The sequence below is a fragment of the uncultured Alsobacter sp. genome (genome assembly GCF_945952055.1).
In the GTDB taxonomy this organism is placed as follows: domain Bacteria; phylum Pseudomonadota; class Alphaproteobacteria; order Rhizobiales; family Beijerinckiaceae; genus Alsobacter.
In genome coordinates, this window is record NZ_CAMFHB010000011.1 from 55,494 (window position 1) to 76,444 (window position 20,951).

Genomic DNA, 20,951 nt, shown 5'->3' on the forward strand with positions numbered 1-20,951 from the left:
GGGCCAGCAGGATAAAGCCATGAGCGGACATTCCACCTACGTGCCGAAGAGCGCCATCGGGAAGTGGTTCGAGAGCCGTCTTCCCATCGTCGGCCTCATCCACTCCTCCTTCGTCGTGTTCCCGAACCCGCGGAACCTGAACTACTGGTGGACCTTCGGCGGCATCCTCGCCTTCATGCTGGTGGCGCAGATCGTCACCGGCGTCGTCCTGGCGATGCACTACACGCCCAACGCCGACCTCGCCTTCCTCTCCGTCGAGCACATCATGCGCGACGTGAACTACGGCTGGCTGATCCGCTACCTGCATGCCAACGGCGCGTCGATGTTCTTCATCGCCGTGTACGTCCACATGTTCCGCGGCTTCTACTACGGCTCCTACAAGGCCCCGCGCGAGATCCTCTGGATCCTCGGCGTCATCATCTTCCTGCTGATGATGGCCACCGCCTTCATGGGCTACGTGCTGCCGTGGGGCCAGATGAGCTTCTGGGGCGCCACCGTCATCACCAACCTCTTCTCGGCCTTCCCGGTCGTGGGTGAGACGATCGTGTCGTTCCTGTGGGGCGGCTACGCCGTCGGCAACCCGACGCTGAACCGCTTCTTCTCGCTGCACTACCTGCTGCCCTTCATGATCGCCGGCGTGGTGATCCTGCACATCTGGGCGCTGCACATCCCGGGCTCCAACAACCCGGCCGGCATCGAGAAGAAGACCGAGAAGGACACTCTGCCCTTCCACCCCTACTTCACGGTGAAGGACGCGCTCGCGCTCGTCGTCTTCGTGATGTTCTTCTCGTGGTTCGTGTTCTACATCCCGAACTACCTCGGCCACGCCGACAACTACATCCCCGCCGACCCGGCGGTGACGCCCGCCCACATCGTGCCCGAATGGTACTTCCTGCCGTTCTACGCCATCCTGCGCGCCATTCCGGACAAGCTGATGGGCGTGCTCGCGATGTTCGGCTCGATCGCGGTGCTGGTGTTCCTGCCCTGGCTCGACACCTCCAAGATCAAGTCGGCGACCTATCGGCCGCTGTACCGCCAGTTCTTCTGGGTGTTCGTGGCGTGCTGCATCGGGCTCGGCTGGCTCGGCGCCAAGCCGCCGGAGGGTGGCTACGTCATCGCGTCGCGCATCCTGACGGCCTACTACTTCGCCCACTTCCTCATCATCCTGCCGCTGCTGGGTCTGTTCGAGACGCCGCGGCGCATCCCCGGCTCGATCGCCGAGGCGGTGCTGGGCAAGCAGGGTTCTGCGAGCGCGATGGCCGCCGGTGCCGCCGCTTCGCCGAACACCAAGGGCTGAGCGGTTACGGGGGATAGGACAATGATCAAGAACCGACTGGTTTCCCTCGTCGCCGGCGCCGCCGCGCTCCTCGCCGTCGCCGGCCCCGCGCTCGCGGCCGGCGAGGTGGTTCAGCCGCCGCGCAACTCCTGGACCTTCGCGGGGCCGTTCGGCCACTTCGACGCCACGCAGCTCCAGCGCGGCTTCAAGGTGTTCCGCGAGGTCTGCTCGAACTGCCATTCGATGAACCTGATCGCCTTCCGCAACCTCTCGGAGAAGGGCGGGCCGGAGTTCACGGAAGCCCAGGTGAAGGCGCTCGCCGCCGAGTACAAGGTCACCGACGGACCCAACGACTCCGGCGAGATGTTCCAGCGGCCCGCCCGCCCGGCGGATCGCTGGCCGGCGCCGTTCAAGAACAAGCAGGAAGCCCAGACCGCCAATGGCGGCGCCTACCCGCCGGACTTCTCGGTGATCGCCAAGGCGCGCACCTACGAGCGCGGTTTCCCGTGGTTCCTCTTCGACATCGTGCTGCAGTTCCAGGAGCAGGGCGTCGACTACATCACCGCGCTGATGCAGGGCTACAAGGAGCCCGAGCACGGTGTCGAGGTGCCGGCCGGCAAGTACTACAACACCTACTTCCCCGGCCACATCATCGCGATGCCGCAGCCGCTCAACGACGGCCAGGTCGAGTATCCCAAGGACGCCAATGGCCGTCCGCAGGCTCCCGAGACCATCGCCCAGTACGCGCAGGACGTCTCGGCGTTCCTGATGTGGGCGGCCGAGCCGCACCTCGAGGCCCGCAAGGAGCTGGGCTTCAAGACGCTGGCCTTCCTGCTCGTCTTCGCCGGCCTCCTCTACTTCACCAAGCGCAAGATCTGGTCGAAGGTCGAGGGCCACGCCCACGCCTGACGCTCACGTCGGCATGTCTTCGAAAAGGGCCCCGGGACACCGGGGCCCTTTTCCGTTGGACGTACCGGATCACGGCGGAAAGCCTTGTCACCCGGCCAGCCGTCCGTACAGTCCGGGCGAGGGAGACTCGTCATGACCAAAGCCATTCTCGGAATCATCGGTGGCTCGGGCATCTACGATTTGCCCGGTCTCGAGGACGTCCGCGAGGAGCGGATCGTCGGGCCGTGGGGCGAGCCGTCGGACGTCCTGCGCCGCGGGCGCATCGGGACCACCGAACTGGTCTTCCTGCCCCGCCACGGGCGTGGCCACCGCATCCCGCCGTCCGAGATCAACTACCGCGCCAACATCGACGCGCTGAAGCGCGCGGGCGTCACGGACATCGTCTCGTTGTCCGCCTGCGGTTCGTTCAAGCCCGACCTCCCGCCCGGCCTGTTCGTCCTGGTCGACCAGTTCGTCGATCGCACCCACGGCCGGGCTTCGAGCTTCTTCGGCACGGGCTGCGTGGCGCACGTGTCCATGGCTCATCCCGTCGGCCCCCGTCTGGCCGGCCGGCTCGCCGCCGCCGCCGATGCCGAGGGCGTCGCCGTGCGCCAGGGCGGCACCTATGTCTGCATGGAGGGACCGCAGTTCTCGTCCTATGCCGAGTCGCTCACCTACAAGGGCCTCGGCTACGACGTGATCGGCATGACAGCCATGCCCGAGGCCAAGCTCGCCCGCGAGGCCGAGATCACCTACGCCACGCTGGCCATGGTGACGGATTTCGATTGCTGGCATCCGGACCACGACCATGTCGACGTGAAGTCGGTGATCGAGGTCATGCACGCCAACACGGAGAAGGCCCGGCGCCTCGTCGCGCGCCTGGCGCGCGACTTCCCGACCGAGCGGGAGGACTGCCCCGCCGGGTCCCACAAGGCCCTCGACTTCGCCATCATGACCGCCCCTGCCCAGCGCGATCCGGCCCTGCTCGCGAAGCTCGACGCCGTGGCGGGGCGGGTGCTGCGCGGCTGACGTCCCTCATCAAACCGGAAGAACTCCATGGTCGATCTCCGCAGCGCCATCCGCACGATCCCCGACTATCCGAAGCCGGGCATCCTCTTCCGGGACATCACGACCCTGCTGGGCGACGCCCGGGCCTTCCGCCGGGCCGTGGATGAGCTCGTCCAGCCGTACGCGGGCACCAAGGTCGACAAGATCGCCGGCATCGAGGCCCGCGGCTTCATCCTCGGCGGCGCGGTGGCGCACCAGCTCTCGGCCGGCTTCGTTCCCATCCGCAAGAAGGGCAAGCTGCCCCACGCCACCGTCTCGATCGCCTACTCGCTGGAGTACGGCATCGACCAGATGGAGATGCACGAGGACGCTGTCGCCAAGGGCGAGCGCGTCATCCTCGTCGACGACCTCATCGCCACCGGCGGCACGGCGACGGCGGCGGTGCAGCTGCTGCAGCGCATCGGCGCCGAGGTCGTGGCCGCCATCTTCGTCATCGACCTGCCCGATCTCGGCGGCGCGGACAAGCTGCGCGCCCTGGGCGTCCCCGTCCGCACGCTCATCGGCTTCGAGGGCCACTGAACTCAGCTCCGGGGGCCGCCCGCCCCGAGCCACGCCACCCACCCCCACGGCCGCTCCAGGCCACCCACGCTCCGGAAGGATCCCCATGGCCCCGCTGCCCTACGCCACCATCCCCGACCTCGCCGGCAAGGTCGTCCTCGTCACGGGCGGATCCACGGGGATCGGCGCCGCCGCGGCCGAGGCTTTCGCCGCCACGGGCTGCCGGGTGATGGTGCACTACAATGCCAGCGCGGCCGAAGCGGAGGCGGTGGTGGCGCGCATCGTCGCCGCGGGCGGCCAGGCCGCCGCCGTGCAGGGCGACGTCACGGACCGGGCCCAGCCGGCGGCCATCCTGGCGGCCACCGTCGAGCGGTTCGGCGGCGTCGACGTCCTCGTCAACAACGCGGGCGGCATGCTCGGCCGCAAGTCGCTCGCCGAGATGACCGACGATCACTACGACCAGGTGATGCAGCTCAATGCCTGGTCGGTGCTCGCCTTCATGCGCGAGGCCCAGCCGCTGCTGAAGGCCCGGGGCGGCGGATCCATCATCAACGTGACCTCGATCGCCGCGCGCAACGGCGGCGGCAGCGGCGCCGAGCTCTATGCCGCGTCGAAAGGCTTCGTCTCGACGCTGACGCGCGGCCTGTCGAAGGCCCTGTGGAAGGACAACATCCGCGTCAACGGCATCGCGCCTGGCACGATCCACACGCCGTTCCACGAGCGCTACTCGACGGCCGAACAGCGCGAGGCGATGCGCCAGACCATTCCGATGGGCCGTCTGGGAACGTCCGAGGACTGCGCCGGCGCGTTCCTGTTCCTGGCCTCCGACGCCCTCTCCGGCTACATGATCGGGCAGGTGATCGAGGTCAACGGCGGCCAGTTGATGCCCTGAGGCATCATCCCACCAGGCGGATACCGGCTGGTGGACGAAGACGGTGCGCGCTGCCGGCCGAGGTCAGCCGGCGGCGCCCGGCGACACTTCCAGGAAGTTCGTCCCGGTGAACTCGAAGGCGCGCTCGCCCTTCTGGTTGTCGGCCCAGTTCTGGTGCGTCAACAGTCCCCAGCCGGGACGGCTGGCGGACACCCGCTTGTCGACGATCTTGCTCCAGAAGACCAGCGTGTCACCCGGCTTCACCGGACGCAGCCAGCGCAGGTCCCGGAAGCCGGGGGAGGGGCCGAGTTTGGGAACGGGCCGGCCTTGGGCCCGCGCGTCCTCGGCCTGGCGCTTCAGGCTGTCGACGCGCAGCCGCATCCACATGGAGGCCGTGTGCCACCCCGAGGCGCAGAGCCCACCGAAGTGGCTCGCCGCGCCGGCGGCCTCGTCGAGGTGGAAGGGCTGCGGATCGAAGGCGCGCGCGAAGGTCTTGATCTCGTCGGCGGTGAAGGTGTGGCTGCCGAGCTCCTCGGCCTCTCCGACCACGACGTCGTTGAAGAACCGGGTCACGCCAGGGCCTCCTGCGTCCTGCGGCCGAAGATGATGCTGTTCACCTCTTCCAGCACGACCTCTCCGGCCTGGTTCAGGAGTTCGAAGCGGAACTTCACGTAGCCGCGGTCGGCCTTCTTGGCGGAGGGGCGCGCCTCGAGGATCGTCTGGCGCACGCTCAGAACGTCGCCCGGCCGCACCGGCCGCAGCCACCGCATCTCGTCGATGCCCGGCGAGCCCATGCCGCGGCTTCCGCCCAGCATGTTGTCGACCATCATCCGCATCATGATCCCGCAGGAATGCCAGCCCGAGGCGGCGAGCCCGCCCAGCATCGACTGCGCCGCGGCGCCCTCGTCGAGGTGCATCGGCTGGGGATCGAACTGGCTCGCGAAGGAGACGATCTCCTCGCGGGTCACCTCGTGTCGCCCGTAGGTCGTCACGGTTCCGGGGACGAAGTCTTCGAAGGCGAGATCGGGCACGGGACTGATCCTTCGGACGGCGTTGCGCCGACGGCAGGCGTACGGAAGCACGAGGTCGGGGGCAACCCCGGCCGACGCAGGGCCGGTCAGTTGGCGAAGCGGAAGTGCAGGACGTCCCCGTCCAGGACCACGTAGTCCTTGCCCTCGAGGCGGAAGCGCCCGGCATCGCGTGCGCCGGCCTCACCCTTGTGCTGGACGTAGTCGCCATAGGCGATCGTCTCGGCCCGGATGAACCCCTTCTCGAAGTCCGTATGGATGACGCCGGCCGCCTGGGGCGCCTTGGTGCCCTTGGTGATGGTCCAGGCGCGCGCCTCCTTCGGACCCACGGTGAAGTAGGTGACGAGGTGCAGGAGATCGTAGCCGGCGCGGATCACGCGGTTGAGGCCCGGCTCGTCGAGGCCGACGGCCTCCAGGTATTCCTTCTGCTCCTCGGGGGCGAGGACGGCGATCTCGCTCTCGATCTTGGCCGAGACGACGACCGCCACCGCACCCTCTTCCTTGGCGCGGGCAAAGACCTTGGCGGAGAAACCGTTGCCGTCGTGGGCGGAAGCCTCCTCGACGTTGCAGACGTAGAGCACGGGCTTGGCCGTCAGCAGGTTCAGCATCTGGAAGTTGCGCTCTTCCTCGGCCTTGCGCTCGACGAGGCGCGCAGGCTTGCCGTCCTGCAGGAGCTTGAGGCAGCGCTGGATCAGGTCGAGCTGTTCCTTGGAATCCTTGTCGCCGCTGCGCGCCTTCTTCTCGAGCGCGGTGACGCGCTTCTCGAGGCTCTCGAGGTCGGCGAGCATGAGCTCGGTCTCGATGGTCTCGATGTCGGCGATCGGGTCCACCTTGCCCTCGACATGGGTGATGTCGCCGTCCTCGAAGCAGCGCACCACATGGGCGATGGCGTCCACCTCGCGGATGTTGGCCAGGAACTGGTTGCCGAGGCCCTCGCCCTTCGAGGCGCCGCGCACGATGCCGGCGATGTCGACGAAGGTGATGCGGGTCGGGATGATCTGGCCCGAACTCGCGATCTTCGCCAGCGTGTCCAATCGCGGATCCGGCACCGCGACGTCGCCGACGTTCGGCTCGATCGTGCAGAACGGATAGTTCGCCGCCTGCGCCGCCGCAGTCTGCGTCAGCGCGTTGAAGAGGGTCGACTTGCCGACGTTCGGCAGTCCGACGATTCCACACTTGAAGCCCATGTCAGTGCACCAGTCGTTCGAGGTGGGTAGGCTTGTGCAGGAAAGGGTTGATGAGTACCAGCCCCTCGATGCGTCGGCCGCGTGAGATCGTGAGTTCGAGAGCGCCTGTCAATCGGCGCCAAATCCTAGTTGCCCTTCGCCTCGCCCTTTTCCCGCAACGTCTTCACCTCCGCCCAGCCGCAGGCCTCCATGCGCAGGTGGACCTTGCTCTGGAAGGCGTTGTCGTCGCCCTTGGCGAGCAGGTCGGCGTGCATCGAGCAGGCGCCGCACAGATCGCCCACCCATTCCAGCTCGGCGCGTCCGAAGTCGTTGAGAACGTAGCCGTGCACGAGATCCTTATGGCCGGGATGGCCGATCCCGAGCCTCACGCGCTTGTAGTCGTTGCCGCACTGGGCGCTGATCGAGCGCAGGCCGTTGTGGCCGGCATTGCCGCCGCCGACCTTCACCCGCAGCTTCGCGGGCGCCAGGTCGAGCTCGTCGTGGAACACGACCACGTCGCCGAGGGCGATCTTGAAGAAGCGCTGGGCTTCCGCGACCGCCCGTCCGGACTCGTTCATGAAGGTCTCGGGCTTCAGCAGCACGATCTTCTCGTCGGCAATGGTGACGTCCGCGCTCTCGCCCTGAAAGCGGCGCCGCCAGGGGCTCGCCCGGTGCTCGCGCGCGATCGCGTCCAGCGCCATGAAGCCGATATTGTGCCGGTTGCCGGCGTAGCGGCTGCCCGGATTGCCCAGCCCGACGAAGAGCAGCATCGAGAGCTCCCGACATGAAGAGGCCGGGCAGGGAGGCTTGCTCCCGCGCCCGGCCCGGTCTCAGGTCCCGGCGGAACCGGCCTTGCGGCCGGATCGGCCTTACTTCTTCGCAGGGGCCGCCTTGGCGGGCGCAGCCGCCGGAGCGGCGGCGGGGGCCGCGGCCGGAGCCTCGTCCTTCATGCCCGACGGAGCGGCGATCGTGGCGATCGTGAAGTCACGCTCCTGGATGATCGGCTTGCAGTTCGCCGGCAGCGTCACCGCCGAGATGTGCAGCGAATCGTTGATGTCGAGCCCGGCGAGGTCCGCCGTGATCGAATCCGGGATGTTGTCGGCCGGAACGAGCATCTCGATGGCGTGGCGCACGATGTTCAGGGTGCCACCGCGCTTGATGCCCGGCGACGTCTCCTGGTTGATGAAGTGCACCGGGACGTCGACGCGGATCGACTGGCCGGCCTTCAGGCGCAGGAAGTCGACGTGAAGGGGGAAATCCTTCACCGGGTCGAGCTGGTAGTCGCGGGGCAGCACGCGGGTCTTCACGCCGTCCACCTCGACCTCGAACTGGGTCGTGAGGAAATGACCGGCGAAAATGAGCTGCTGGGTGGTCTTGTAGTCGAGGGCGATCGACACGGGCGCCTCTCCGGCCCCGTAGATCACGGCAGGCACGAGGCCCTGGCGACGAACGGCACGCGCGGCCCCCTTGCCGCCGGTCGGCCGCGTCGAAGCCTTGATCTGCTTCACGGCTGTGGACATGGATCTCTTCCTTCAAAACGAGAGGGCCGCCACGCGGCCCAACACGGTTGCGCCCGTGCCTCCAGGGGTGTCTGGCGGGCGCGGCGGTGCCATAGCAGAAAAGGCCCCGCGAGGGAAGGGCACCGTCCCGGACGGCTGCGAGACGGCTGGCGCCTCAGTCGAACAGGCTCGAGACGCTCTCTTCCAGCGCGGTGCGGTGGATCGCCTCGCCGAGCAGGGAGGCGACCGAAATCACACGGATGTTGCGTGCCACCTTCACGGCCTCGGTCGGCTGGATCGAATCCGTCAGCACGAGGGTCTTCAGCTTGGACGCGGCGATGCGGGCCACAGCGCCGCCCGACAGCACGCCGTGCGTGATGTAGGCGTGAACTTCCTTGGCACCGGCCTGCAGGAGGGCATCGGCCGCGTTGCAGAGGGTGCCGCCCGAATCGATGATGTCGTCCACCAGGATGCAGCAGCGGCCCTCGACTTCGCCGATGATGTTCATCACCTCGCTTTCGCCGGCGCGCTCGCGGCGCTTGTCGACGATGGCGAGCGGAGCATCGATGCGCTTGGCCAGCGCGCGCGCGCGCACCACGCCGCCGACGTCAGGCGAGACGACCATCACGTTCGACAGTTCCATTCGCTCCCTGACGTCGCGCACCATGACCGGAGCGGCGAACAGGTTGTCGGTCGGAATGTCGAAGAAGCCCTGGATCTGGCCGGCGTGGAGATCGATCGTGAGGACGCGGTCGGCGCCTGCCTGGGTGATCAGGTTGGCGACCAGCTTGGCCGAGATCGGGGTGCGCGGGCCGGCCTTCCGGTCCTGTCGGGCATAACCGAAATAGGGGATCACCGCCGTGATGCGCCGGGCCGACGAGCGGCGCAGCGCGTCCGTGATGATCAGCAGTTCCATCAGGTGGTCGTTGGCGGGGAACGAGGTCGACTGGATGATGTAGACGTCCTGGCCGCGGACGTTCTCCTGGATCTCGACGAAGACCTCCATGTCGGCGAACCGCCGGACCTGGCACTTGGCGAGGGGAACTTCCAGGTAAGCGGCGATCGCGTCGGCGAGGGCGCGGTTCGAGTTGCCCGCAACGAGCTTGATCGGAGCTTTCATCGGGTGGTCCCCGTTCCAACTGGAGTCGCGACCCGGCCGGCGGACTGGCCCGCGACGGCCAAGGCTGCCGGACTCGGCGCGAGGACCTTCGTCCTCGGGCGGGTCCATACCAGCGTCGGCAGCCCGGAACAATACGACCGGACCGTGACATCAACATCAAACAGCCGGAACAGGTGCACAAATCCCCGTCAGCCGCCCACTTGGGCGGGCCGCAAGCGCGGATGAGACCAAATCCGGGGCAAAGCGTTGATGCCCCATGCTCTGGTACGACGATTCATACACATCCGCGGTTCCCCGCATTCGCCTGCGAGCGGCGCGGGACGTCTGGCAGTCGGCGGCGGGCCGGTCCGAGCCCAAGGCCCAATCCGCGCGTCTCGCCGCCTTCGTGGGACTGTCCCAGGTGCTCCAGGGCGTCGCGGACGCGGCGCTGGCGGCGCGGGGCCTCGACGACGAAACGCCGGCCACGGGCGAGCTCGGCAGCGCGCTCCACGCGCTTGCGGCCGTGCTGGCCCGTCCCGACGACCCTGCCGCGGGCGAGCAGGAGGCCTCCCGCCTGCTGGAGGCGCTGGCCGAGGACGGTGAGGGCGACTGGCGCGACGAGACCATCGCCTGCCGCGCGCCGGAGGGATACGCCTTCTACGCGGTTTACCCGGAGGCCTATGCGGACGCCGCGCGGCGATCGGGCCTCGGCGCCGACACGCAGGTCATCGGCCTGCGCAGCATCGGGACGGGGCTGGCCGCCATGGTGGCCGCGGCCCTCGGGGCCGAAACCGCCGCCACCCTTAGGCCGGTCGGACAGCCCTTCGATCGCAGCGTCGTGCCCGGTCCGGGTCTTCTGCGCCGGTGGCAGGCCGCCTCGCGGTCAGCCGCCTTCGCCGTGGTGGACGAGGGGCCCGGCGCCAGCGGGTCGTCGTTCCGGGCCGCGGTGCGCTGCCTGGAGGAGTGCGGCGTCCCGCGCGACCGCATTCATCTCTTTCCGTCCCACGCCAACGGCCCGGGCGCCGCGAGCCGGCCCGAGTGGCGGGAGGCGTGGGCGGGCTTCAATCGCCATCCCGCCGACATCGACGCCTTCCTCGGCCTCGATGGGGCTGGCGACGTCCGGCGGCTCGAAGGCTGGATCGCCAAGGCCACGGGCACCGACGTCCGGTCCGTCCGCGACGTCTCTGCCGGGCGTTGGCGCGAGGTCTTCTGGCCCGACTCGGAAACCCTGCCCCCGGTCGCACCGGCCCTGGAGCGGCGCAAGATCCTGGCCGAGACCGGGCGAGGCCCCGTGATCGCGCGCTTCGCCGGCCTGGGCCAGCCCGGCGAGGACAAGCTCGCGCTGGCCAGGGCCCTGGCGGCCTGCGGCTTCGTGCCCGAACCCTACGGCCTGGCCTGCGGATTTCTGGTCGAGCGATGGCAGGAGGGCGCGCGGCCCGCGACGACGGCGCAGGATCGCGAGCGCATCCTCGCCGTCCTGCCGGACTATCTCGCCGCCCGGGCGCACCTCTTCCCGGGCCTCGGCCGCCGCGGCGCATCGCTTCCGGCGCTGGCCGCGATGGTCAGGCGCAATGCCGCCGTCCGCTTCGGACCGCAGGGCGAAGCCGCCGGGGCGGCCCTCGCGGCCCGCGCATCGGCCCTGGTCGAGAAGGTCCGCCCCATCTGCATCGATGGCCGACTGGACCTGTGCGAATGGCTGGTGGATGAGGGCGGGCGCGTCCTCAAGGCCGATGCCATCGACCACCACGACGACCATTCGCTGGTCGGCTGCCAGGACCTCGCCTGGGACGTGGCCGGCGCCGCGGCCGAATTGCACCTCGACACGGCGCAGACACGGGCCCTGTGCGGCGCGATCGGCGAACGTGGCGTGCCGCAGCCGGATTGGGATCTCGTGTCCTTCTACACGCCCTGCTATGCGGCGAGCCGCCTCGCGGCGGACTGCCTGGCGCGCGACATGGCGGGCCCGGGCGAGGAGGGGGAACGGCTGGAACGACGCGCCGACGGCTATGCCCACCGGCTGGCGGCGACGCTCGGCATGCGAGAGAGCCCCTAGCCCCAGCGCTCCGCGGCGCGGTCGTCGGCGTCCTTGGCCTCGACCCAGTCTCCCGCGGACCCGTCGATGCCGTGCTCCTTCTTCCAGAACGGCGCGCGCGTCTTGAGGAAATCCATCATGAACTCGGCCGCGGCGAACGCCGCAGCCCGGTGGGCCGAGGCCGCGACGACGAGGACGATGTTGCCGCCCGGCGGGATACGGCCGCTGCGGTGGATCGCCGTCAGGCCCATCAGGGGCCAGCGCGCGCAGGCCTGTTCGGCCACCCGGCGCATCTCCTCCTCGGCCATGCCCGGATAGTGCTCGAGCTCCAGGGCCGCGAGGCGCCCCTGCTCGTCCCGGCACAGGCCGGAGAACGTGGCGACGGCCCCGATGTCGGTGCGCCCGGCGGTCAGCGCCGCCACCTCCGACGCGAGGTCGAAATCCGCGGTCTGGACGCGGATGGCGACGGGGCAGGGGGCGGACACCTCAGCCCCCCGTCATCGGCGGAAAGAACGCGACCTCATGGGCGCCGGCGACCGGTGCGTCGGGCTTCACGTGCTTGCGATCCAGCGCCGCGCGCACCACGGCGGGATTTTCGAAGGCATAGGCATAGCCCTCGCCGCGTCCCGCGAGCCAGGCGGCGAGGTCCCGCACGGTCGTCACCTCGCCGGGGAGCTCGATCTCTTCCTCGGCCTTGCCGATGCGCTCGCGAACCCAGGCGAAATAGACGAGCTTCATCTCAGCCCTCGTGGTCGATCACGTGGTGGATGCCCGCCCGGAAATAATCCCAGCCCGTGTAGAGGGTGAGCAGCGCGGCGATCCACAGCAGCACGAGGCCGATGGTCACCGTGCCCGGCAGCACGGTCTCTCCCGCCGGCCCGACGATGAGGAAGCCGAGCGCCACGAGCTGAAGGGTCGTCTTCCACTTGGCCACGGTCGACACGGGCACGCTGACCCGCAGTTCGGCCAGGTACTCCCGCAAGCCGGACACCAGGATTTCGCGCGACAGGATGACGATCGCGGCCCAGATCGACCAGCTGGAGATGGTCCGGTCGGCGACCAGCATCAGGAGGCAGGCCGCGACGAGCAACTTGTCGGCGATGGGATCGAGCATGCGGCCAAGCGCCGACTGCTGCGACCAGGCCCGTGCCAGGTAGCCGTCGAAATAGTCCGTGATGGCCGCGGCCGTGAAGACCCCGAGCGCCACCCAGCGCATCCAGAACTCTTCCGGCCAGAACATGCACACGACCACGACCGGCACCGCGACGACGCGCCCGTAGGTGAGCACGTTGGGCAGGCTGAACGGGTGAGCACGCATGGGAGCGGAAAGCGTCATGGGCGCCGAGAGAACATGGCGGACGGGGAAGCGTCAACCGCGCGAGACGCCGTCCTGTATCCCGGATCCGACGACATCGTGTGCATGCGCTCAACGGCTCTCATGGAAGTGATCGTACACGGCCCTCGCCGTGGCCATGTTGACGCCGGGCGTGGCCGCCAGGTCGTCGAGCGAAGCCCGGGCGATGGCCTTGGCGGTCCCGAAATGCAGCAGCAGGGCCCTCTTGCGGGCCGGCCCGATGCCGGAGATCTCGTCCAGCGGGCTCTTCGTGAACTCACGCTTGCGCTTGGCGCGGTGGGTGCCGATGGCGAAGCGATGCGCCTCGTCCCGCAGGCGCTGGATGAAATACAGGGCCGGGTCGCGCGGGGCGAGCTTGAACGGTTCGCGCCCGGGGACGAAGAAGGTCTCGCGGCCCGCGTCACGATCCGGCCCCTTGGCCACCCCCACCATGGGCACGCCCTCGATTCCCAGGTCGCGCAGCACCCCCTGGGCAGCCTCGAGCTGACCCTTGCCGCCGTCGATGAGCACCAGGTCGGGCCAAGCCGGCATGTCGCCGCCGGCAGCCTCGGCATCGGCCCCGCCGTCCTGCGGCACCTCGCGCGGCGCCTCCTTCACGAGCCGCGCGAAGCGGCGCGTCAGCACCTCGCGCATCATGCCGAAGTCGTCGCCCGGGGTGAGCTCCGTCGACTTGATGTTGAAGGTCCGGTAGTGCGGCTTCGAGAAGCCCTGGCCGCCGGCCACGATCATGGCGCCGACCGCGTTCGTGCCCATGATGTGGGAGTTGTCGTAGACCTCCACCCGGCGAACCGGTCCCGCCACGCCGAAGGCCTGGCCGATGGCGGCCAGCAGCTTCTGCTGGGACGAAGTGTCGGCGAGCCTGCGGCCGAGCGCCTCGCGGGCGTTCTGGGCGGCGTGCTCGACGAGGTCGCGCTTCTCCCCGCGCTTGGGCACCGCCACCTCGACGCGCGATCCCGCCTTGGTCGAGAGCGCGTCCTGCAGCAGCTCCAGGTCCTCGGTGGCATGCGACAGCAGCACGAGGCTGGGCGTCGGCTTGTCGTCGTAGAACTGGGCGACGAAGGCGCCGAGCACCTCTTCGGCCGGGGTCGACCTGTCCGCCCGGGGGAAATAGGCGCGATTGCCCCAGTTCTGGAAATTGCGGAAGAAGAAGACCTGGATGCAGAACTGGCCCGCCTCCTCGTGGAGGGCGAAGACGTCCGCCTCCTCGACGCTCTGCGGATTGATGTCCTGGCTCGCCTGGATGGCCGACAGGGCGGCCAGGCGGTCGCGATAGCGCGCCGCGCGCTCGAATTCGAGTTCGTCGGACGCCCTCTGCATCTCGTCGGCCAGGGACTTCTTCACCCCCTGGCTTCCGCCCCGCAGGAAGTCGCGGGCCTGCGAGACCAGCCGGGCATATTCGACATGGCCGATCTCGCCCGTGCACGGGCCCGAGCAGCGCTTGATCTGGTGCAGCAGGCAGGGGCGCGTGCGGTTCTCGTAGTAGCTGTCGGTGCAGCTGCGCAGCAGGAACGCGCGTTGCAGCGCGTTCAGCGTTCGGTTGACGGCCCAGACGCTGGCGAAAGGCCCGAAATAGTCGCCCGGCCGGTTGCGCGCGCCGCGGTGCTTGGTCAGCTGCGGCGACACGTGGTCGCCGGTGATGACGATGTAGGGGAACGACTTGTCGTCGCGCAGCAGCACGTTGAAGCGCGGCTTCAGCTGCTTGATGAGGTTGGCCTCGAGCAGCAGGGCCTCGGTCTCGGTCTCCGTGGTGACGAACTCCATCGCCGCCGTTTCGGAGATCATCCGGGCGATGCGGTTCGAATGGCCGATGCCGCGCGTGTAGGACGCGACCCGCTTCTTCAGGCTGCGCGCCTTGCCGACGTAGAGCACGTCGCCGGCCGTATCCATCATGCGGTAGACGCCTGGCCCGTTCGGCAGCGTCTTCCAGAAATGCCGGATGACGGCGACGCCGGCGCGGAGCCGCGCGCTCCCGCCTTCGGTGTCGAAGGCGAGGTCCGTGCCGGAGTCGGCTTCCGTGGCGAGGTCGTCCGCCGCGTCCTCGACGAGGTCGGCGTCGTCCTCCTCCAGGTCCGGCGGGAGGTCTGAGTCGGGGTGCGTGCGGGGCGGCATGCGGGACATTTAGGACGCCCGGCCGCGTGAGGGAAGGCGCAGGTTGCCACCGAGTCACGCGTCGGGGCTGGTCGTGCGCCCACGCTTGCGCCAGGGGGCGCGCCGGGCGCAGTCTGGCGGCGCAAGGAACTCCGGAGCAAAGACCATGGCCTTCCAGTGCGACATTCCCGCCCGCCCGACCGTCCAGGTGGACGACGAGGCGGTCCGCATCACGCGCTGGGATTTCGAGCCGGGCGCGGTGACGGGGTGGCACCGCCACGGCTGGCCTTATTTCGTGGTCATGCTGGTGGCCGGCGTGCTGCGCGTGCACGACGGAAGCAAGGTCACGGACGTCCCCCTCGAGGCGGGCCAGTCCTATCGCCGGCCCGAGGGCATCGAGCACGACGTCATGAACGGCTCCGCGCACCCGATCTCTTTCGTGGAAATCGAGGTGAAGCGGCCGGATCTGCTGGCGAATCCGTAAGAGCCGCCGTCAGATGACCTGTCTTCCCGTTTCGATGTGAGCGAGCCCATGGCCGTGCATTTCAGCCGCGACGAATTCGCCAGCCGCCGTGACCGCCTGCTTGCGGCCATGGCCGCCCGAGGGCTCGACGGGATGCTGCTGTTTGCCCAGGAGAGCCACTTCTGGCTGACGGGCTACGACACGTTCGGTTTCTGCTTCTACCAGACCATCTACGTGGCCGCCGACGGACGCATGGCGCTCCTCACGCGCTCGGCCGACCTGCGCCAGGCCCAGCACACGTCCATCCTGTCCGACGTGCGCATCTGGCGGGATGCCGAGGGCTCCAATCCGACGCTCGACACGGTGCGGCTCGTGCGTGATCTCGGCGGGGCGGGCAAGCGCATCGGCGTCGAGTTCGACAGCTACGGCCTGACGCACTTCAATGGCCGGAGGCTGGAGGCAGCCTTCGACGGCGTGGCGACGCTGGTCGACGCGTCCGACCTCGTCTCGCGCCTGCGCGCCGTGAAGTCGGCGGCGGAGATCGCCTGCGTGCGCGAGGCGGGCCGGCTCTCCGACCTGGCCGACCGGGCCGCCATCGCAGCGATCCGCGCCGGTGCGGACGAAGGCGAGATCCTCGCCGCGCAGCAGGGCGCGGTGTTCGCGGCGGGCGGCGACTATCCCGGCAACGAGTTCATCATCGGCAGCGGCCGGGACGCGCTGCTGTGCCGCTACAAGTCGGGGCGCCGGAAGCTCGATGCGGTCGACCAGATCACGCTCGAATTCGCGGGGGCGTTTCGCCACTACCATGCCGCGATCATGCGGACGGTGGCCGTCGGTGAGCCCCGGCCGCTGCACGTGCGCTACCATGCGGTCGCGCGCGAGGCCCTGCTGGCCTGCGAGGCCGCGATCCGCCCCGGTGCGACGGCCGGGGACGTGTTCGCCGCCCATACGGGGGTGTTCGACGCGCACGGGCTGGGCACCCACCGTCTGAACGCCTGCGGTTATTCGCTGGGAGCGAAATTCACTCCGTCATGGATGGACCCGCCCATGTTCTACGCGGACAATTCATGGGTGCTGGAACCGGGCATGGTGATGTTCGCCCACATGATCCTCATGGATTCGCAGAGCGAGACGGCGATGTGCCTCGGGCGGACCTATCTGGTCACCCCGGAGGGGCGGGAAACCTTGAACTGTACCCAACTGGACCTGCAGGTCCGATAGGCGTAATGGTGCCGGGACGCGGCGTATCGATTGAACCGGGAGGAAGCACGATGAACCGACGCCTTCGGGTTGCCGCCGTCGTTTCCGCTTCGATCTGGGCCGCCGGCTGCCAGCAGGGCATGGAAGGCGCCGCCGTGAGCGCCCCCGGGGTTCCGGTGGCCGTGGAGACCATCGAAGGGGCGCCGGACGCCCTGCGGGCCAAGGTCAACGCCGAAGTCGCGACACAGGCCTCCGCCCGCCGCATCGAGCTCGTGTCGGGCGAGAGCGCGCCGCGCTACCGCCTGAAGGGCTATCTCACCGCCTACCCGACCGAGAACGGCGAGACGGCGCTGGCCTTCGTGTGGGACGTGTTCGACGCTTCCAAGAAGCGCGCGCAGCGCGTCTCCACCACCACCATCGCCCGGGGCCAGTCGCAGGATCCGTGGCAGCAGATCGGCGAAACGCAGATCGCCAAGGCGGCGTCCCAGAGCATGAACGAGGTCGCGAGCTTCCTCGCCGCCTCGGGAACGCCGACCGAGACCTCCGACGTGGGCCCGCGCATGGCCGGCACCAACAAGGCGCTCGGGTTCAGCGCAGCCGAGTGAGCGGCCAGGACGATCGCCCGCCGACCTTCGGATCGCCCCTCCCAAGTCCTTCGTGAAGGCGGTCGAAAACGCAACGGGGCGGCGTGTCCCGGACACGCCGCCCCGTCTCGCATCGAACAAGAGGTCGTCAGGCCGCCGCGGCGGCCTTCGGGCGCACTTCGGCGGAGTAGTCCTCGACCAGCGTGCGGGTGATGTTGCCGGGCTGGTAGCTGTGCGGGCCGACCTGCGACACCGGCGTGACTTCCGCGGCCGTGCCGGTGATGAAGCACTCGTTGAAGCTCGGCAGCTCGTCCGGCATGATCCGGCGCTCGATGACGTCGATGCCGCGCCGCTTGGCGAGGTCGATCGTCGTGCGCCGCGTGATGCCGTCCAGGAAGCAGTCGGCGATCGGGGTGTGGATGGCGCCGTCCTTCGTGAAGAACACGTTGGCGCCGGTGCACTCCGCCACGCGGCCCTGCCAGTCATACATCAGGGCGTCCGCAAAACCCTTCTTCTCCGCGCGATGCTTGGAGATGGTGCAGATCATGTAGAGGCCGGCGGCCTTGGCCTCCGACGGCGCGGTCATCGGGTCGGGGCGGCGATAGTCCGCGATGTCGAGCTTGATGCCCTTCATCTTGGTCTCGATGTCGAACATCGAGGGCCAGTCCCACACGGCGATAGCGACGTGGATGGTCGAGTGCTGGGCGGCGACGGCCATCATCTCGGACCCGCGCCAGGCGACGGGGCGGACATAGGCGTCCTTCATGTTGTTGAGCTCGAGCACCTTGTGCTTGGCGGCGTCGATCTCGGCGACCGAATAAGGGATCGTGAAGTCCAGGATCGAGGCCGACTTGTGCAGGCGCTCGGAATGCTCGGTGGACTTGAAGATCTGGCCGCCATAGGCGCGCTCGCCCTCGAACACGCATGACCCGTAATGCAGGCCATGGGTGAGCACGTGCACCTTCGCGTCGGTCCAGGGCACGATCTGGCCGTCGAACCAGATATAACCTTCGCGACGGTCGAACGGGATCACGGACATGGCCTACTCTCCTTGGGCTTGGGCGGCGGGACGGGATCGGCTCCGGAAGGGGCCTTTCCCGCAGGCGTCGGTTCTTTCCTTTCGCCGCGAGGCCTTGACGAGTAACAATCACTCTGAAATATGTCAACAACGCTGACATAAAATCGGAGCGGCTCCCCCGCGATGCAGACGGCCCTCGACACCGCGCTGGCAAAGCCGGCCGATCCCCATGCCGAACCGCCTCTTTTCGACCTCATCGAACTGCTCTTCTTCGCCTATCGCGATTTCGTCGGCGATCCGGACAGGATTCTGGAGCAGTATGGATTTGGACGCGCCCATCATCGGGTGCTGCACTTCGTCAACCGCAACCCCGGCCTGACGATCGCGGCCCTTCTCGATATCCTGAGGATCACGAAGCAGAGCCTGAACCGCGTGCTGAAGGAACTGATCGAGCAAGGCTATGTCGAGCAGCAGGCCGGCGAGACGGATCGCCGGCAGCGGCTGCTGTTTGCCACGGCGAGCGGCCGTGCGCTCGCGCTCGACCTCGCGACCCTGCAGACCCGCCGCATCGCCCACGCGATCGAGGAGGCCGGCCCGGAGGCCGCGGCGGCCGCCCGGCGGTTCCTCGCGGCCATGATCGACACGGAGGGCGCGGGTGTGCCGAGCCGCTTCGGCGAGGAGGCAGGCTCGCTCGACGACCCGGAGAAGCGACCTTGAACGCGGCGCGCTCCGTCGCCGTCCCGGCCGACGATGCACCCCACGTGCTCATCGTCGACGATGACCGGCGCATCCGCGACCTGCTGTCCCGCTTTCTCACCGAGAACGGCTACCGCGTCTCCACCGCCAAGGACGCGGCCGAAGCCCGCGGGCGCATCGCCAACCTGCTCTTCGACGGCTACGTCATCGACGTGATGATGCCCGGCGAGAACGGCTTCGACCTGGCGCAGTGGGTCCGCGAATCCTCGAGCGTTCCGATTCTGATGCTCACCGCCCGCGCCGACGCCAAGGACAGGGTGCGGGGGTTGGAGATCGGCGCGGACGACTACCTGCCCAAGCCCTTCGAGCCGCGCGAACTCGTCCTGCGCCTCAACAACATCATCCGCCGGACGGCCTCGTCCGCGCCGGCCACGCCGGCGCCGACGCAGCCCGAGCTCGTCCGGTTCGGACCCTACTTCTACCGCCTCGACAAGGGCGAGCTGCGCCACGGCGACGAGATCATCCGGATCACCGAGCGCGAGCGCGAGATGCTGACGATCCTGGCCCGCCAGCCCGGCGAGACCGTGCCGCGCGAAGCGCTGGCCGGGCGCGGCGAGCTTTCGAACGAACGGACCGTCGACGTCCAGATCAACCGGCTGCGCCGCAAGATCGAGACGGACCCCGCCAACCCCCTGCTGCTCCAGACGGTCCGCGGGAGCGGCTACCGGCTGGTCGTCGAGTAGCGCCATGGCCGCCGCCGAACAGGTCCTGCGGCGACCCTCCTCCGCCTGGCGCAAGGCCAGCCGGTTCGTCGGCGCCCGCATGCCCAAGGGCCTGTTCGCACGCGCGCTGATCATCATCATCGCACCGATGGTGATCCTGCAGTCGGTGCTCGCCTATGCCTTCATGGAGCGTCACTGGCAGACGGTGACGCGCCGGCTTTCCGCCGCGGTCACGCAGGACATCGCCGCGCTCATCGACATCGCCGAGAGCTATCCGCAGGACGCCGACTACGAGACGCTGTCGCGCATCGCCGGCGACAGGCTGGCGCTCGACGTCGAGATGCTGCCGCCGGGGCCGCTCCCGAGCCCCGCGCCCAAGCCGTTCTTCTCGATCCTCGATTCCAGCCTCTCGCACGAGTTGCGCCGGCAGATCGGCCGGCCCTTCTGGATCGACACGGTGGGCAAGTCCAACCTCGTGGAGATCCGGGTCCAGCTGGACCGTGGCATCCTGCGGGTGCTGACGCGCCGCTCGCAGGCCTATGCGTCCAACTCGCACATCTTCCTCATGTGGATGGTGGGCACCTCGCTGGTGCTGCTCGGCATCGCGGTGATCTTCCTGCGCAACCAGATCCGCCCGATCCTGCGTCTGGCCGAGGCGGCGGAGAGCTTCGGCAAGGGCCGCGAGATCGACTTCACGCCGCGCGGAGCGCGCGAGGTGCGCCAGGCCGGCCATGCCTTCATCGAGATGCGGCGGCGCGTGGAGCGCGCCATCGAGCAGCGCACCGCGATGCTGAACGGCGTGAGCCACGACCTGCGCACGATCCTGACCCGGTTCAAGCTGTCGCTGGCCCTGATGGAGGACGACGACGTGCCGGAGATCGACGCCCTGAAGAAGGACGTCGACGAGATGAGCCGCATGCTGGAGGCCTATCTCGCCTTTGCCCGCGGCGATGCCGGCGAGCAGTCGGCGCCCACCGACATGGGCGCCCTGCTCGAGGAGCTGAAGGCCGACGCAGAGCGCGCCGGCCATGCGACCCAGGTGGCGGTGAGCGGGGACCCCATCGCCACCGTTCGCCCCGACGCGTTCAAGCGCTGCATCGGCAACCTCGTGTCGAACGCGGCCCGCCACGGGGACCGGATCGCCATTTCGGCGGTGCGTGATCCGCGATGGCTGACCATCATCGTCGACGACGACGGCCCTGGCATTCCGACCGACCAGCGCGACGAGGTCTTCAAGCCGTTCGTGCGCCTCGACGAGGCCCGCAACGTCGACGAGGGCGGAACCGGGCTCGGCCTCGCCATCGCCCGCGACATCGCGCGATCCCACGGCGGCGACGTGATGCTGGCCGACAGCCCCCTGGGCGGCCTGCGCGCCACCGTCCGCGTGCCGGTGTGACGCCG

23 protein-coding genes are annotated in these 20,951 nt (G+C 68.9%); 12 read left to right on the forward strand and 11 right to left on the reverse strand.

Translation table 11 applies throughout. The features are described from left to right. Positions 1–19: 19 nt before the first annotated feature. From Q0Q47_RS10755 to Q0Q47_RS10775, 5 genes are all read left to right on the forward strand, one after another. Positions 20–1,297, forward strand: coding sequence for a cytochrome b/b6 (locus Q0Q47_RS10755; RefSeq protein WP_293858707.1), 1,278 nt, complete (start codon positions 20–22; stop codon positions 1,295–1,297). A 21-nt stretch (positions 1,298–1,318) separates the two neighbouring features. Continuing rightward, positions 1,319–2,185, forward strand: coding sequence for a cytochrome c1 (locus Q0Q47_RS10760; RefSeq protein ID WP_293858710.1), 867 nt, complete (start codon positions 1,319–1,321; stop codon positions 2,183–2,185). A gap of 132 nt (positions 2,186–2,317) precedes the next feature. Continuing rightward, complete coding sequence (locus Q0Q47_RS10765) at positions 2,318–3,193, forward strand: S-methyl-5'-thioadenosine phosphorylase (protein ID WP_293858713.1); 876 nt, start codon at positions 2,318–2,320, stop codon at positions 3,191–3,193. 27 nt (positions 3,194–3,220) lie between these two features. After that, positions 3,221–3,751, forward strand: a complete 531-nt coding sequence (locus tag Q0Q47_RS10770; protein ID WP_293858716.1) for an adenine phosphoribosyltransferase — start codon at positions 3,221–3,223, stop codon at positions 3,749–3,751. An 85-nt stretch (positions 3,752–3,836) separates the two neighbouring features. Then, positions 3,837–4,622, forward strand: coding sequence for an SDR family NAD(P)-dependent oxidoreductase (locus Q0Q47_RS10775; protein WP_293858719.1), 786 nt, complete (start codon positions 3,837–3,839; stop codon positions 4,620–4,622). Between the two features lie 63 nt (positions 4,623–4,685). Here the strand turns inward: Q0Q47_RS10775 and Q0Q47_RS10780 are convergent, their stop codons facing one another. The 6 genes from Q0Q47_RS10780 to Q0Q47_RS10805 all read right to left on the reverse strand — a co-directional run bounded on the left by Q0Q47_RS10780 (position 4,686) and on the right by Q0Q47_RS10805 (position 9,414). Further along, the gene (locus tag Q0Q47_RS10780) at positions 4,686–5,174 is read right to left on the reverse strand and encodes a MaoC family dehydratase (protein ID WP_293858722.1); all 489 of its coding nucleotides are present in this window, start codon (positions 5,172–5,174) and stop codon (positions 4,686–4,688) included. Continuing rightward, the gene (locus tag Q0Q47_RS10785; RefSeq protein WP_293858725.1) at positions 5,171–5,632 is read right to left on the reverse strand and encodes a MaoC family dehydratase; all 462 of its coding nucleotides are present in this window, start codon (positions 5,630–5,632) and stop codon (positions 5,171–5,173) included. The genes Q0Q47_RS10780 and Q0Q47_RS10785 overlap by 4 nt, the downstream gene beginning before the upstream one ends. A gap of 86 nt (positions 5,633–5,718) precedes the next feature. Next, positions 5,719–6,816 (reverse strand): redox-regulated ATPase YchF, encoded by a 1,098-nt coding sequence (gene ychF, locus Q0Q47_RS10790; RefSeq protein WP_293858728.1) that lies wholly within the window; start codon positions 6,814–6,816, stop codon positions 5,719–5,721. A gap of 125 nt (positions 6,817–6,941) precedes the next feature. Continuing rightward, the gene (gene pth, locus Q0Q47_RS10795) at positions 6,942–7,565 is read right to left on the reverse strand and encodes an aminoacyl-tRNA hydrolase (protein ID WP_293858731.1); all 624 of its coding nucleotides are present in this window, start codon (positions 7,563–7,565) and stop codon (positions 6,942–6,944) included. Between the two features lie 99 nt (positions 7,566–7,664). Continuing rightward, the gene (locus Q0Q47_RS10800; RefSeq protein ID WP_293858734.1) at positions 7,665–8,315 is read right to left on the reverse strand and encodes a 50S ribosomal protein L25/general stress protein Ctc; all 651 of its coding nucleotides are present in this window, start codon (positions 8,313–8,315) and stop codon (positions 7,665–7,667) included. Positions 8,316–8,469: 154 nt separating this feature from the next. Continuing rightward, positions 8,470–9,414: a ribose-phosphate pyrophosphokinase gene (locus Q0Q47_RS10805; protein WP_293858737.1), complete on the reverse strand. Its 945-nt coding sequence runs from the start codon at positions 9,412–9,414 to the stop codon at positions 8,470–8,472. A 256-nt stretch (positions 9,415–9,670) separates the two neighbouring features. Here Q0Q47_RS10805 and Q0Q47_RS10810 point away from each other — a divergent pair, with 256 nt between their 5' ends. Continuing rightward, a complete protein-coding gene (locus Q0Q47_RS10810; RefSeq protein WP_293858740.1) occupies positions 9,671–11,446 on the forward strand; it encodes a hypothetical protein in 1,776 nt (591 codons plus the stop codon). On the opposite strand, the gene Q0Q47_RS10815 is transcribed toward Q0Q47_RS10810, so the two are convergent. From Q0Q47_RS10815 to uvrC, 4 genes are all read right to left on the reverse strand, one after another. After that, entirely contained in the window at positions 11,443–11,910 is a 468-nt protein-coding gene (locus Q0Q47_RS10815) for a molybdenum cofactor biosynthesis protein MoaE (RefSeq protein WP_293858743.1), read from the reverse strand. The genes Q0Q47_RS10810 and Q0Q47_RS10815 overlap by 4 nt on opposite strands. A 1-nt stretch (position 11,911) precedes the next feature. Beyond that, complete coding sequence (gene moaD, locus Q0Q47_RS10820; protein WP_293858746.1) at positions 11,912–12,163, reverse strand: molybdopterin converting factor subunit 1; 252 nt, start codon at positions 12,161–12,163, stop codon at positions 11,912–11,914. A 1-nt stretch (position 12,164) separates the two neighbouring features. Next, positions 12,165–12,761, reverse strand: a complete 597-nt coding sequence (gene pgsA / locus Q0Q47_RS10825) for a CDP-diacylglycerol--glycerol-3-phosphate 3-phosphatidyltransferase (RefSeq protein ID WP_293858749.1) — start codon at positions 12,759–12,761, stop codon at positions 12,165–12,167. Between the two features lie 90 nt (positions 12,762–12,851). Next, positions 12,852–14,897, reverse strand: coding sequence for an excinuclease ABC subunit UvrC (uvrC, locus tag Q0Q47_RS10830; protein WP_293858752.1), 2,046 nt, complete (start codon positions 14,895–14,897; stop codon positions 12,852–12,854). A 136-nt stretch (positions 14,898–15,033) separates the two neighbouring features. Here uvrC and Q0Q47_RS10835 point away from each other — a divergent pair, with 136 nt between their 5' ends. From Q0Q47_RS10835 to Q0Q47_RS10845, 3 genes are read left to right on the forward strand one after another with little or no spacing between them, the layout of a single operon-like run. Next, complete coding sequence (locus tag Q0Q47_RS10835; protein ID WP_293858755.1) at positions 15,034–15,351, forward strand: cupin domain-containing protein; 318 nt, start codon at positions 15,034–15,036, stop codon at positions 15,349–15,351. Positions 15,352–15,399: 48 nt separating this feature from the next. Further along, on the forward strand, positions 15,400–16,551 hold the full coding sequence (locus Q0Q47_RS10840) for a Xaa-Pro peptidase family protein (RefSeq protein WP_293858758.1): 1,152 nt from the start codon (positions 15,400–15,402) through the stop codon (positions 16,549–16,551). Positions 16,552–16,601: 50 nt separating this feature from the next. Next, positions 16,602–17,135: a hypothetical protein gene (locus Q0Q47_RS10845; protein ID WP_293858761.1), complete on the forward strand. Its 534-nt coding sequence runs from the start codon at positions 16,602–16,604 to the stop codon at positions 17,133–17,135. Between the two features lie 127 nt (positions 17,136–17,262). Here Q0Q47_RS10845 and Q0Q47_RS10850 read toward each other — a convergent pair whose 3' ends face one another. After that, a complete protein-coding gene (locus Q0Q47_RS10850; protein ID WP_293858764.1) occupies positions 17,263–18,153 on the reverse strand; it encodes a branched-chain amino acid aminotransferase in 891 nt (296 codons plus the stop codon). A gap of 162 nt (positions 18,154–18,315) precedes the next feature. Between Q0Q47_RS10850 and Q0Q47_RS10855 the strand changes: the two genes are divergently transcribed. The 3 genes from Q0Q47_RS10855 to Q0Q47_RS10865 are packed head-to-tail and all read left to right on the forward strand — an operon-like array spanning position 18,316 to position 20,946. Beyond that, the gene (locus tag Q0Q47_RS10855; protein ID WP_293858767.1) at positions 18,316–18,849 is read left to right on the forward strand and encodes a MarR family winged helix-turn-helix transcriptional regulator; all 534 of its coding nucleotides are present in this window, start codon (positions 18,316–18,318) and stop codon (positions 18,847–18,849) included. Continuing rightward, on the forward strand, positions 18,846–19,571 hold the full coding sequence (locus Q0Q47_RS10860) for a response regulator transcription factor (protein WP_293858770.1): 726 nt from the start codon (positions 18,846–18,848) through the stop codon (positions 19,569–19,571). Before Q0Q47_RS10855 ends, Q0Q47_RS10860 begins: the two co-directional genes overlap by 4 nt. A gap of 4 nt (positions 19,572–19,575) precedes the next feature. Beyond that, positions 19,576–20,946, forward strand: coding sequence for an ATP-binding protein (locus Q0Q47_RS10865; RefSeq protein WP_293858773.1), 1,371 nt, complete (start codon positions 19,576–19,578; stop codon positions 20,944–20,946). Positions 20,947–20,951 lie beyond the last annotated feature (5 nt).

What these genes read in the sequence shown, in the direction of transcription:
- Q0Q47_RS10755 (WP_293858707.1), top strand. Translation starts at nt 20, where the DNA reads ATGAGCGGACATTCCACCTACGTGCCGAAGAGCGCCATCGGGAAGTGG.
- Q0Q47_RS10760 (WP_293858710.1), top strand. Translation starts at nt 1,319, where the DNA reads ATGATCAAGAACCGACTGGTTTCCCTCGTCGCCGGCGCCGCCGCGCTC.
- Q0Q47_RS10765 (WP_293858713.1), top strand. Translation starts at nt 2,318, where the DNA reads ATGACCAAAGCCATTCTCGGAATCATCGGTGGCTCGGGCATCTACGAT.
- Q0Q47_RS10770 (WP_293858716.1), top strand. Translation starts at nt 3,221, where the DNA reads ATGGTCGATCTCCGCAGCGCCATCCGCACGATCCCCGACTATCCGAAG.
- Q0Q47_RS10775 (WP_293858719.1), top strand. Translation starts at nt 3,837, where the DNA reads ATGGCCCCGCTGCCCTACGCCACCATCCCCGACCTCGCCGGCAAGGTC.
- ychF (WP_293858728.1), bottom strand. Translation starts at nt 6,816, where the DNA reads ATGGGCTTCAAGTGTGGAATCGTCGGACTGCCGAACGTCGGCAAGTCG.
- pth (WP_293858731.1), bottom strand. Translation starts at nt 7,565, where the DNA reads ATGCTGCTCTTCGTCGGGCTGGGCAATCCGGGCAGCCGCTACGCCGGC.
- Q0Q47_RS10800 (WP_293858734.1), bottom strand. Translation starts at nt 8,315, where the DNA reads ATGTCCACAGCCGTGAAGCAGATCAAGGCTTCGACGCGGCCGACCGGC.
- Q0Q47_RS10805 (WP_293858737.1), bottom strand. Translation starts at nt 9,414, where the DNA reads ATGAAAGCTCCGATCAAGCTCGTTGCGGGCAACTCGAACCGCGCCCTC.
- Q0Q47_RS10810 (WP_293858740.1), top strand. Translation starts at nt 9,671, where the DNA reads ATGCTCTGGTACGACGATTCATACACATCCGCGGTTCCCCGCATTCGC.
- moaD (WP_293858746.1), bottom strand. Translation starts at nt 12,163, where the DNA reads ATGAAGCTCGTCTATTTCGCCTGGGTTCGCGAGCGCATCGGCAAGGCC.
- pgsA (WP_293858749.1), bottom strand. Translation starts at nt 12,761, where the DNA reads ATGACGCTTTCCGCTCCCATGCGTGCTCACCCGTTCAGCCTGCCCAAC.
- uvrC (WP_293858752.1), bottom strand. Translation starts at nt 14,897, where the DNA reads ATGTCCCGCATGCCGCCCCGCACGCACCCCGACTCAGACCTCCCGCCG.
- Q0Q47_RS10835 (WP_293858755.1), top strand. Translation starts at nt 15,034, where the DNA reads ATGGCCTTCCAGTGCGACATTCCCGCCCGCCCGACCGTCCAGGTGGAC.
- Q0Q47_RS10840 (WP_293858758.1), top strand. Translation starts at nt 15,400, where the DNA reads ATGGCCGTGCATTTCAGCCGCGACGAATTCGCCAGCCGCCGTGACCGC.
- Q0Q47_RS10845 (WP_293858761.1), top strand. Translation starts at nt 16,602, where the DNA reads ATGAACCGACGCCTTCGGGTTGCCGCCGTCGTTTCCGCTTCGATCTGG.
- Q0Q47_RS10850 (WP_293858764.1), bottom strand. Translation starts at nt 18,153, where the DNA reads ATGTCCGTGATCCCGTTCGACCGTCGCGAAGGTTATATCTGGTTCGAC.
- Q0Q47_RS10855 (WP_293858767.1), top strand. Translation starts at nt 18,316, where the DNA reads ATGCAGACGGCCCTCGACACCGCGCTGGCAAAGCCGGCCGATCCCCAT.
- Q0Q47_RS10865 (WP_293858773.1), top strand. Translation starts at nt 19,576, where the DNA reads ATGGCCGCCGCCGAACAGGTCCTGCGGCGACCCTCCTCCGCCTGGCGC.